The sequence below is a fragment of the Franconibacter helveticus LMG 23732 genome (assembly GCF_000463115.2).
Lineage (GTDB): Bacteria > Pseudomonadota > Gammaproteobacteria > Enterobacterales > Enterobacteriaceae > Franconibacter > Franconibacter helveticus.
The window spans coordinates 126,154-136,138 of record NZ_AWFX01000007.1 but is presented as its reverse complement, the minus strand read 5'-3'; the positions used below and the strand labels follow the sequence as shown (position 1 = coordinate 136,138).

Sequence of the window (9,985 nt, the reverse complement as noted above, 5' to 3'; positions counted from 1 at the left end):
ATAGAAACAGAAGCCACCGGAGCACCTCAAAAACACCATCATACACTAAATCAGTAAGTTGGCAGCATCACCCATTTTTTGGTATTTTTTAAACATATCATTTGAGTATTAGTTCAGAATTTGGACTGACACTATGTACTGTCATTGTTCACGATAATATCGTTCATGATTCATGAACAAACTAATATTATGAACAGTTAATCTAAAACAGTCCCTCAACGATCGCTAGCCATACCATCCCAGAAATCATTGATGATCTGCTCAATCCCGGCATTACCCACATCATGTTGTCGTACTATTACATCGATCAGGCGTTCTTTATCAAGATGGAGTAAATCCTGCAATGATGAGTGTTCACTAATTGCCGCGATATCACTCCCCAACAGAAAAGCGCCCATACGTATGGGATCCCAGTCCAGGCGTTCCCCTTCTACGGGCGATTCATAGATGCGTTCATCTTCGATAACGCCATATTCACGGATAATCTTAAAGAGATCGGTCGCGTCTTTAGTGTTTCCATATCCACGATCACGCCAGGCAAAAAGCTTTAACAGCGCCAGTCCAGGCAAGGAACAAAACGGAAGATTTTCGCTATTATCCAGCCGCACGGTTACGGTATGAGAAAAGGCTTCGGCAAATCCATCCACAGCCATGATGATCTCACGTTCTGGTGGCCAGGCAATTTGATTTCCTTCAGAAACACCACCAAAAGGAATAATATCCAGCTCGATCCCTTCGACAATCATACGATGGGCATTATCCCGGACTGCCTCTGCGCCTTCAGCAAGGAAAGCATTTTTAAGCGCATCAAATCTCGGCCAGCTATCCACAAAAACGGCAATATCAATATCACGGGTTCGGCGACCAATACTTCTGCCGTGTATATGATGGAGCAGAATTTCACGAGCCGTTGCACCTGCAATAAAAAACGGGATCCCCTGCGCGATGCAAATACGGTTGATCTGGCTCAGTAACTTTTCAGTAGCTGAAGAGATCGGATTCATTAAGGTGAAGATATTTGTCATTGATTATCCTTGCTGTTTCCCAGTTTCTGTCATCCCCGCTTGCCAGCAGTTCAGCCACGCATAGCATCGCCTCGGCTTTGTGATTCAGTACAAAGTTCCCCCAAAAACCGGCGATCAGCTGTAGTTTCCCCCCCGGAACAGGTTTTAGTCCCAGTTCCTTTCGCCTTTGTAACAACGGATGGGATGTAAAAATCACGCCATTTTCTGGTATCAGGTATCCTCCGCTCAGCTCTGCCGCCGCAATCTCGCCGCTCCAGTATTCCCCGGACGCAAGCGTCAACTCATCCCATGAAACAGGCGCGGATAAAGAAAGCGAATCCAGCTTAGGGCGCAAAGCGGTAGCATAATCTTTCAGCCACAAAACCTCTAACTCGCCTTCATTGATTAAGCGACGCCCCTTCTGCGATTTGCGGAAATAGCGTTGCGCTTCGAGATAATCAAAAGCCTTGCTGACCATTCCCAGAGAAATACCCGCCTTCCCGGCCAAACTGCGATAAGTCTCGTTCAGGGTCTCTGGGCTAGACAGCAAAACAAAAAGAAGCTTCATCACCCCTTCAGCAAAACGACTGCTGGCAGAAACGGGTTTCTTTTCATAGCGGCCTTCGATCCGCACATACAACCCCGGAACCTGGATACGGGCATTCCCTGCCGTATCGATAAAGTTGATCTGGCTGTCGGCGCAATATTCCGCCAGTGCAGACGTCAGGCGGTTACACACCAGCAGCACAGGAAAATCCGCAGGATAGCGAACCATTTGTTCGCGAACAGCCATCAGCGACTCTTTACGGTGGATAAATTTTACTTCCAGAGCAAATTTCACTGGCTCACCATCCGGCCCTGTTAGCTTACCCCAGGCATCGTATTTGTCATCTCTGCCGCTATGTTCATACTGCAAATTAAAGCCTTTTGGCAGGTTCTCTATCGCATCAGACAAAAGCTGTTCTTCTTTCACTTGTTCACACTCCAATCAAGTTCATGAATCATGAACAAAACAATATTATGAACAAAACAAGAGAGAAGCAACTCAAGTGGTTAAAAATAATACCGCCAGAAAGGCAATGCCTTATTCAACCTTTCAAGCGCCCGATACAGAAGGAGGGGAAAGAGTAATTGGACGAATTTTTTCAGTGTCGAGTAACTAACTCTCACATAGAAAATGTTTCCACAATATTCCAGCACCCTCCCTACTCCCCCGACTCCACTTCATCCTGCGCCGCCATCAGAACCAACTCTGACTTTGATACCAGCAGATCTTTCGGCTTCCCTCCTCTCAACCTGCGATTTGCCGAGCCGAACCAGATAGCCAACCCCCACGGCGTTTTACGCTCTTTGAACAGCGAAAGAATCAGCCTGACAACCTTGAGAGGCCGCATTTTCTCATCCAGAGCATAATCCGGATACAAATCCTCACCATCGACCTTCAGCGAGAAAATCTTACCTGCGGCTTTCCAGCCTTTCGGGCCTGACTCAGGATCAGCAGAACGGAAACCCGCTTTTTCCGATAACTCAGACGCCGTCAGCCATTCCGAGTCAGCCAGTATTCTGGCTTTCAGCTCCTCTAGTTGCCGGTCATTGCGCTCCTGAAAGCTCATATGATCGAGTGCGCCTCCCGGAGACTTTTTGAAGCCATAGGGCACCACATGCCTGAAACGGTTTGCATCCAGGTAATCCGCCCACCACTGCATCATCTCCCTGCGCTCAACCAGATGCTGCGCCTTATGGATATACGCGGCGCGTACGCGCTTACGCTCCTGATGGCTCATCTGGCGCTCGACCGCGTCGCTTGACCACAAACCTGACTCCACCAGCGCGCTACAGGCCATGGTGCGAAAACCATGGCCACAAACGTCTTTCTGGGTGTCGTAGCCCATCACCCGCAGCGCTTTGTTGATGGTGTTCTCGCTCATCGGTTTGCGGTAATCATGATCGCCGGGGAAAACCAGTTCGGTCCCCGGACGGCAGTGCTGCTTCACCTCTTTCAGCAGTTCGATGGCCTGACGCGACAATGGGACCAAGTGTGGGGAGTGCATCTTCGCCCCACGCGCTGAATATTTAACGCCGGGGATCGGCTCACGCTCAGCGGGGATGGTCCACATGGCGTTACGCAGATCAATTTCATCCCAGCGGGCAAAGCGCAGTTCGCTGGAGCGGATAAACAGCAGCAGCGCCAGTTTTACCGCCAGTTGAGTCAGTTGACGGCCTTTGTAATCGTCGATTCTCTCCAGGAAATCAGGAATGAGATGGAGATCCAGCGCCGGGTGGTGACGTACTTTGGGTGTGGAGACCGCGCCGGTTAAATCCGATGCGGGGTTATAATCGATAATGCCGTCCTGGACGGCGTAGCGCATCACGCAGGCGGTGCGCTGTTGCAACCGGGAAGCAACATCCAGCTTGCCCGCTTTCTCCACCGCTTTGATGGGAACCAGCAGGTCTTTGACCTTCAGCTTGGTGATGTGGTAACTACCGTTCGTGGGGAAGACGTAAAGCTCGAAATAACGCAGCACCCGCTTCGCATGTTCCGCCGACCAGTTCACGTTACTGGCGACCCATTCGCGCGCCACGGACTCGAACGTATGAAGAGGCTCTCCACCCCGCTTTTCCTCTCTGCGTTTTTCCGCCAGGTTAACGCCTTCTAAAATAAGCCTTCTTATTTCCGCTTGCTTCTCCCTTGCCAGTGCGAGAGAAATGAGCGGATAAGGGCCTAATGCCATACGGTTCTCTTTGTTTCTAAAGCTAAATTTCAGATACCACAGCTTAGAACCGCTGGGATTCACCTGAAGGTAATGACCGTGACAGTCAGAGAGCCTGTATGTCTTGCCAAGCGGCCTGGCATGCCGGATTGCGAGATCTGTAAGCGCCATTTGGGGGTCACTCTTCTATCGAACCGGGTTTGCCCCCTTCTTTGCCCCAAATTGGGTGGATGTCAATGGATGAAAAACGACCAGCACGGAAAAAGCCCATAATCAAAAGACAGGTATAGCAATGGGAAATTATCTTTGTATTACACACGGATACACACGAAAATGGACACAAAAAAAGCCACCCATAGGTAGCTCGTTTTTGCATCACTTGGTGCCGAAGGCCGGACTCGAACCGGCACGTATTTCTACGGTCGTTCGCTTGCCTGGCAAGCTCCTGTAATGCTTTGAATCAACTGCAAAAACAGGAAAAGACTTCGACATTTCACACTATTCAAATTCAAGTGCAAAAGCCCTGACAAAATAGCTGGGGTTTGCATGATTTACAAGAGAGATCGTTATCTGGTTTTAGATCCTTGCGGAAACTATCTGGTGAGGATTGCCATACCAAAGTACATGCGTCACCTGTTCGGAGGGCGACACAACTACGTGAAGAGCACAGGCACACGCGATGTGCGCGAAGCCCGTCTCTTTCGTGATGCGGTGGCCCTGGAATGGATCAAGATACGTAGCCAGCTAAAGCCAGAGCGTGATAAAGGCTCGAAGGTGGAGCAAATACTGAATGAGCTGCGCCGGATCGGGACGTATGCACACGAAGCGCCAGAGCCATTAAGCGCCCCTGTAATGAGTTGCCCCTCCCTTTTGAGAATGCGGGATCAGTACATTCTCCAGTTCAGTGAGAAGCGAAAGCTCACCACACTATCGAAGACCAACAAGGCCGTAGAAGTGCTCTTAGAACATCTGAAAAAGCGCGATGTTCAGCTTCGTGACATTAACCGAACCACCGTTACCGGATGGCTTGATAAGCTCAAGACGGAGAAAGCGCCCCAAACCATACAAAACTACGTCAGTGCATTGGCTCAGATTTGGGATCTGGCTCGTAACCGCTACCACGATGCACCGCAAGAAAACATCTGGCGCGGTCATGCGCTAGAGGCCAAAAGTAGCAAGGTGAGCTATGCAGTTTTCGAACCTGGCGAATTGGCGAAAGTGTTCGCTGTGATGGCAGATGATGAAGAAATGCAGAACGTAACGCTGATCGGCATGTATAGCGGTATGCGCCTTAATGAAATCTGTTCGCTACGTGCAGCCAACATCCGAGAGATTGAGGGGGTGTTATGTTTCGAAGTGACAGCGGGTAAGACCAAATCAGCCGCCCGTATCATTCCGGTGCATAGCCTGATCACTCCGTTGGTGTTGTCGCTGCGTGAGAAGCCCCACAACGGCTTTTTATTCTACCGTGCGTCAATGATTGACCGTGCTGACGGAAAGCGCTCAACGTGGCATTCACAGCGTTTTACAAGGGCTAAACGTAAGGCATTGGGGGAAGTGGGATCAGAGTTGAAAGTTTTCCACTCGTTACGCCACCAGGCCGCGCAAATTCTGGACAGGGGCGGCGTAGGAAATAAGAATTTAAAGCCAGTACCAGAAGACCGAATCGCCCTTCTCCTGGGTCATGAGCGAGGATCTACAGAGAGTTTTAAGACATACTCCAAACACGCCGCCTCTCCGGTAGAACTTCGCCAGTACATCGAATTGCTACGTTATCCAGAGATCGAGAACCAATGAAAAAGAGAAAACATGTAATTGTAGGTGTGTTAATAGCAATAATTATGCTTTGATTAAAGCGCATTGATACACATGTAGCCCCTAACCAGGGCTACATTTAATTATCTTACCGTGCGGTTCTTGACAACTATTTCATTTAAAATTCGGTTGTTTATTTTTTCTTTCCAAGCCTTTTGCTTATCGCTGAGATTTCTTTTTTTCATTGTTGAAATTAGAAAGTCAAACTCTTTATCAAATAAATACCCTTTACGATTCGCATACTCAATTAATGCTTGATTAGGATTAGCATGAATGTCTTTCTTAATTCTTTTTAAACCATCGAATAATGTTCCGGTGGGAATCTCAAGAAATCTATTTATACAAACATTCCCAACATAAGTAGTATTACCATTGCTACTATTTTCAATGTAGCAGTGTTCTTTGATTTCCTGCCCACACGGGCAATTATCAAATTCATCCGAAATCTCAATAGAATGCAATTTCCATTCGGTTCTGGCGACTTCAAAATTCGTTGAGACTGATAAAGATAAAATGTGCTGTTTCAACCTTTCAAAGTTATGACTTTCCATTAGTAAATCTCCAGAAAGAGAAAAAGCGCCGTTAAAGGCGCTTTGAGATGTTTTTACTTTTTCCCTTTTTTAGAGGGAATTTTGACAGTTTCAGTTACCGTGGTGTGGGGACGGCGCTCTGCCTCTATTGGCTTTACGAACTGACCAGTGATCGCATCACGAACTACTTTTTGTTTAGCCATAAAAACACCTCATCTTAGAAAAAGATTGAATTGCTTACCCTTGTAAGGTTAAGGGGTAAACGAAGCGGCGTCAAACCAAAAATACAACATGTAGGCGCGATCAATAAAAAACAATACAAGATGTGGTTATCCATCACATTCTCCTTGCATCATCCCCCTGTAGAAGATTGACCGCTTAACGCTGACAACGTGAGCGATTGCATGAAGCTGGCTTGTGAGGCTCTCGCCTGGAAATCGACATAATCAGCAAGGCGCGAAGCGTCACTCTGAATTGTTAGCGGTACTTGTGGCGCTACTGTCAGATTAAACACTGGTGCAAGGTTGTACGCTGGCGCGTTACCGCTGGTTAGTGACATTGCAGAACCACGAAGAGAATCACCATTTAGGCTGTATTGATTTGCCGCTGTTCCAGCATTACCACTACCAACGCCCAACCAATCCATGATAGCAGGCCCCACTGAGCGAGTATCAAAGCCTGTCTTTATAAAGACGTTGGCAAACAGTGTTACATTCGATTTGATGATGTGTGGCTTCGTTCAATAGGTATAGTTTGTTCATTATTCCCCTTGGTTAAAATGGTATCCCGAATCGTCCATAGAAGTGTGGATAACGATTTTCAAATCTCATCTCTAACTTATCTTCGAATCTGGAAGGTAGTTTTTTATGGTTACTTTGCATTACACGACGAGCATAATTTATAAATGTATCTCCCCTGTTTTGCTGTCGTAAACTGTCAGGCTTTGACAGCAGTTCGCACACTGAATCAATAATCACATCATCATCCGGCTTTTCCTCTGCGGTCTTCACTGGTTCAGAGGCTGGCGTAGGTGCTGGAGCACTTTCATGCACTTCAAGGGGAGTAGGCTGTAGTTCTGGAGATTCTTCTCGTGGAATCTCTAATACTTGATAAAGATTAGAAGTCCCAGGGCGCGGATCTTTAATAATCAATCCCATTTCAAGCAGTTTCTTAACTCGTTCCTCTGCGGCTCTTGGCGTTATTCCAAACACATCCCCTATTTTTGCATAAGAAGGAAATGCGCGGTCAAATCCCCTTAGATAGCAATAGAGATTTTTAGAACCATCAGTAAATTTATGCCCGTTGACGTGGCTTATTTTCAGAATCCACATAGGAACCCTGACAAATTGATCATCATTTGTTGTCATTTGAAATTTTATCCTTAATTGTAATCGCGCTCACGGCGCTACTATGGTGATAATTGGATCACTTGCCCTTGTTAAGATTGGTTGCCTCTTTATTCAGAACATTGAGGATGTATTCTGTAACTGTCACTCTTTGATTTCTCGCCTCTTTAAATAAGGCCTGGAACGTTTCATCAGGAATGTGTAAGCAAGTGCGCGGTTGTTTCTTCGCATTTATAATGTCGCTCATGTGGTTTTCTCCTTCTGGCTTATTTTTCAGTTTCTTTCTGTGCTGCTCTAATTAGATCGAAGCGTCGTAGCACTTCATTAAAGAACTCTTCACGCTCTTTATAGCCGTGCTTACGATTAGTGTTGCGTATAGCTTTAATTTGGAAGCGGGTGACTTCACCGTTAACAAGCTGTGACACCGTAGTGTCAATGTCGAAGTATTTAATAACGGTTCTCCTTAGTTGAGATAAAATAAAAACACCTTGCAGCCTGACGGCTCAAAGTGCATTGCGATTTGGAATTTTTGGGAGGCTGAACACCTCAGAGATAGAAGGTAAGAATCTTTTTCTTAGCTCCTGATACTAATCTAACACGAAACAAGATAGAAGTCAATAATTATTTTTACCCATTTAAGATCATAGCATACTCACCAAAAGAGATCAAGTTCTACCAATTACCATAAAACGCGCTGTATCGAGCTATGCGAGGTTTGCATACACATGCGCTAAAAGGTATTCCCTGCCCTGCTTAAAACGCTCTATGAGGCTGCTGTGAAGCATAACGGCATACGGGCGCACCTCTGGCACTTACTCCCGAAACCAATAGCACAACTACAGAGGGATAACGGTAGTTATCAGGATTGTAGTTAGTTGGTATTGGATTGAGGCTTAGTGAACTTGCACGAGGTACGGGGGTAAGTGAACTTTAGCCACTGGCGAAGCACACGATTATTACGCGCACAGCGCAACGGTACTTTGCCTACGGCATAAAATCATTCGTGCCTGACGTTCGTCAGAAACGAAGTTTGCACGAGTCAAGAAGATACAGAGTTACGCTTGTGCTTGTTCCTGAGCGGTACGGGGTCGAACCGTCAGCCCGTCAAGGGTGGCGTAGGTGAGATTTCCCGTAGAGTACCGACCAGGAACAGCGTAAAAAGATCATAAGTTCTGATCTAATAAAATAATTTAATAAGTGATCTAATAGCTAACAGAATTCTGTTACCCCCTCCCTCAAAATTCTGTGGGGGTGTCTAACAGTTTTCTGTGGGGGTAGGGTCACAGTATTTTGTAGGTGTACTGGTGCATAGAAAGTCCAAAGGGTAACAGAATTCTGTAGGGGTGCTTGTTTCTCACTTTACCCGACGGTAAATCGTCGCCCTGCTCACTCCGATTTATCCATGCAATAACCCTGGTGTAATTCCCATCAAACTGGCCCGTAATCCGCTGGTAATTGGCAGGTAAAGAAACGCCATTGATACAAGAAAAATTTAGCCTAAGTTAAATTTCAACTTTAATTTTAAAATCACTTAACCTTGTTAAAGCCTTACGCCGTGCGGCTCACAGCGATCATTGTCCACTATGAGCACTTTCATGATAGGTGCATTTGTCGAACGAGTTTTCACGAAATGAAACGCCGCTGATTTTTCCATGCCAAAAACCACCACTTAATTAGCACCCTAATCATTTCATCGAGTAACCACTTATCATGCAATTCAGTATTCTGCTTATGTAGTTTTTGGGTATACATTAACACTACGTGATAAATGTGGCCTAAAAGGCGTAGCTTAAATAGCGCTTTACTACTTAAACGCTACATGCAATTATACTACAACCCAAACACTACATAAGGGCTACCCTGATGACCACCAGCCGAGTTTATGCCTATCTTCGCGCCTCCACTAAAGAGCAGGACGCTACACGCGCCAAAGCAGCATTGGCAGAGTTCGCCGCCGCTCATGATTTGGGTCACGTCACATACTTCACTGAGAACGTGAGCGGAGCCAGCTTACAGCGCCCGGAGCTTATGCGCCTGATAGACATAGCCGCGCCTGGTGACATTCTGTTAGTGGAGCAAGTAGACCGCCTGAGCCGCCTTAACGCTGAGGACTGGGAGACACTGAAAGCCCAGATCGATAATAAAGGCTTGCGAGTGGTGGCTCTCGACCTGCCAACCAGTCACGTATTGTTAGCCGCAAAGGGCGAGTTTATGCAATCCATGATGAAAGCTATCAACGGCATGATGTTAGAAATGCTGGCAGCAATCGCCCGTAAAGACTACACAGACCGCCGCCGCCGTCAGGCTGAGGGAATCAGCAAGGCAAAAGCTGAGGGCGCTTATAAGGGCCGTCCAGTGAACGATAAGCTACACGAACAGATCCGTGCATTGCATACAGCAGGTAAGACAAAGAGCGAGATCCATCGCCTCACAGGCGCAGCCCGAACCACCATTAACAAAGTGCTGGAGGCGCAAGCCACGGCTTAACAGAATCTTTTCAGGGGCCTTGTCAGCCCCGCTATCCCACCACCAGCCCCCCTGATATTTAGGGAATCCAGGAGTGGGAATTGGGTACGTCA

At 47.0% G+C, this 9,985-nt stretch carries 9 protein-coding genes and 1 pseudogene; 2 read left to right on the top strand and 8 right to left on the bottom strand.

What is annotated here, in order from left to right; translation table 11 throughout:
* Window positions 1–215 precede the first annotated feature (215 nt).
* From DW56_RS02915 to DW56_RS02905, 3 genes are all read right to left on the bottom strand, one after another.
* A complete protein-coding gene (locus tag DW56_RS02915; RefSeq protein ID WP_035889412.1) occupies window positions 216–1,025 on the bottom strand; it encodes a nucleotidyl transferase AbiEii/AbiGii toxin family protein in 810 nt (269 codons plus the stop codon).
* Window positions 979–1,977, bottom strand: a complete 999-nt coding sequence (locus tag DW56_RS02910) for a type IV toxin-antitoxin system AbiEi family antitoxin (protein ID WP_024551494.1) — start codon at window positions 1,975–1,977, stop codon at window positions 979–981. Before DW56_RS02910 ends, DW56_RS02915 begins: the two co-directional genes overlap by 47 nt.
* A gap of 232 nt (window positions 1,978–2,209) precedes the next feature.
* Entirely contained in the window at window positions 2,210–3,886 is a 1,677-nt protein-coding gene (locus DW56_RS02905) for a tyrosine-type recombinase/integrase (protein ID WP_024551493.1), read from the bottom strand.
* A 375-nt stretch (window positions 3,887–4,261) separates the two neighbouring features.
* Between DW56_RS02905 and DW56_RS02900 the strand changes: the two genes are divergently transcribed.
* Entirely contained in the window at window positions 4,262–5,512 is a 1,251-nt protein-coding gene (locus DW56_RS02900; RefSeq protein ID WP_029589722.1) for a tyrosine-type recombinase/integrase, read from the top strand.
* A 101-nt stretch (window positions 5,513–5,613) separates the two neighbouring features.
* On the opposite strand, the gene DW56_RS02895 is transcribed toward DW56_RS02900, so the two are convergent.
* The 5 genes and pseudogenes from DW56_RS02895 to DW56_RS22700 all read right to left on the bottom strand — a co-directional run bounded on the left by DW56_RS02895 (window position 5,614) and on the right by DW56_RS22700 (window position 7,653).
* The gene (locus tag DW56_RS02895) at window positions 5,614–6,081 is read right to left on the bottom strand and encodes a hypothetical protein (RefSeq protein WP_029589721.1); all 468 of its coding nucleotides are present in this window, start codon (window positions 6,079–6,081) and stop codon (window positions 5,614–5,616) included.
* A 53-nt stretch (window positions 6,082–6,134) separates the two neighbouring features.
* Window positions 6,135–6,263 carry a hypothetical protein gene (locus DW56_RS22975; RefSeq protein WP_268871825.1) on the bottom strand — a complete coding sequence of 43 codons (129 nt, stop codon included), beginning with the start codon at window positions 6,261–6,263 and terminating at the stop codon, window positions 6,135–6,137.
* A 149-nt stretch (window positions 6,264–6,412) separates the two neighbouring features.
* Window positions 6,413–6,598, bottom strand: a pseudogene (locus DW56_RS21220) (hypothetical protein); the annotation flags it as partial.
* Between the two features lie 235 nt (window positions 6,599–6,833).
* The gene (locus tag DW56_RS22805) at window positions 6,834–7,427 is read right to left on the bottom strand and encodes a transcriptional regulator (protein WP_233465200.1); all 594 of its coding nucleotides are present in this window, start codon (window positions 7,425–7,427) and stop codon (window positions 6,834–6,836) included.
* 58 nt (window positions 7,428–7,485) lie between these two features.
* Window positions 7,486–7,653, bottom strand: a complete 168-nt coding sequence (locus tag DW56_RS22700; RefSeq protein ID WP_162838660.1) for a hypothetical protein — start codon at window positions 7,651–7,653, stop codon at window positions 7,486–7,488.
* Window positions 7,654–9,269: 1,616 nt separating this feature from the next.
* Here DW56_RS22700 and DW56_RS02890 point away from each other — a divergent pair.
* Entirely contained in the window at window positions 9,270–9,893 is a 624-nt protein-coding gene (locus DW56_RS02890; protein WP_029589720.1) for a recombinase family protein, read from the top strand.
* The last annotated feature ends 92 nt before the right edge of the window (window positions 9,894–9,985 follow it).

What these genes read in the sequence shown, in the direction of transcription:
- DW56_RS02915 (WP_035889412.1), bottom strand. Translation starts at nt 1,025, where the DNA reads ATGACAAATATCTTCACCTTAATGAATCCGATCTCTTCAGCTACTGAA.
- DW56_RS02905 (WP_024551493.1), bottom strand. Translation starts at nt 3,886, where the DNA reads ATGGCGCTTACAGATCTCGCAATCCGGCATGCCAGGCCGCTTGGCAAG.
- DW56_RS02900 (WP_029589722.1), top strand. Translation starts at nt 4,262, where the DNA reads ATGATTTACAAGAGAGATCGTTATCTGGTTTTAGATCCTTGCGGAAAC.
- DW56_RS02895 (WP_029589721.1), bottom strand. Translation starts at nt 6,081, where the DNA reads ATGGAAAGTCATAACTTTGAAAGGTTGAAACAGCACATTTTATCTTTA.
- DW56_RS22975 (WP_268871825.1), bottom strand. Translation starts at nt 6,263, where the DNA reads ATGGCTAAACAAAAAGTAGTTCGTGATGCGATCACTGGTCAGTTCGTA.
- DW56_RS22805 (WP_233465200.1), bottom strand. Translation starts at nt 7,427, where the DNA reads ATGACAACAAATGATGATCAATTTGTCAGGGTTCCTATGTGGATTCTG.
- DW56_RS22700 (WP_162838660.1), bottom strand. Translation starts at nt 7,653, where the DNA reads ATGAGCGACATTATAAATGCGAAGAAACAACCGCGCACTTGCTTACAC.
- DW56_RS02890 (WP_029589720.1), top strand. Translation starts at nt 9,270, where the DNA reads ATGACCACCAGCCGAGTTTATGCCTATCTTCGCGCCTCCACTAAAGAG.